The following is a 338-nucleotide window of genomic DNA, read 5'->3' as shown; positions in this document are numbered from 1 at the left end:
AATCCGGTGGCGGGTCTACGGTTAAATCGATGCGCTTTTTTCCCCGCACTGCTGCTTCGTTTTCGATATAAAAACAGTCATCCGCTTCGAGTCCCTGGTTCATGCTTTCGCTTTTAAATGTAGTCGAACCGAGACTGCGAAATTCCATATCGCATTCTTCCAAAATGGCTTTTACAAAATCAGCAATCATTACTTTATCATCTTCATGCTCGGGTAAAGGTACCATGATTTCTAGCATTCCCTGACTGTAATTAATCCGCACACCTCGGTTTTCGCCAAATTCCTCTAAAATTTGTTCGTACATTTGCCAAGTAACATCGGTCATCAGTAGTTGTTGG

The 338-nt window shown here is 42.6% G+C and carries 1 protein-coding gene; it reads right to left on the bottom strand.

The features are described 5' to 3' along the window. The coding region (locus LKK83_RS19445) for a Uma2 family endonuclease (RefSeq protein ID WP_324632952.1) at positions 1 to 338 on the bottom strand (338 nt) is incomplete at both ends.

Source organism: Phormidium sp. CCY1219, assembly GCF_035615515.1.
Classification (GTDB): domain Bacteria; phylum Cyanobacteriota; class Cyanobacteriia; order Cyanobacteriales; family Laspinemataceae; genus CCY1219.
This window is presented reverse-complemented; position numbering and strand designations above follow the sequence as displayed.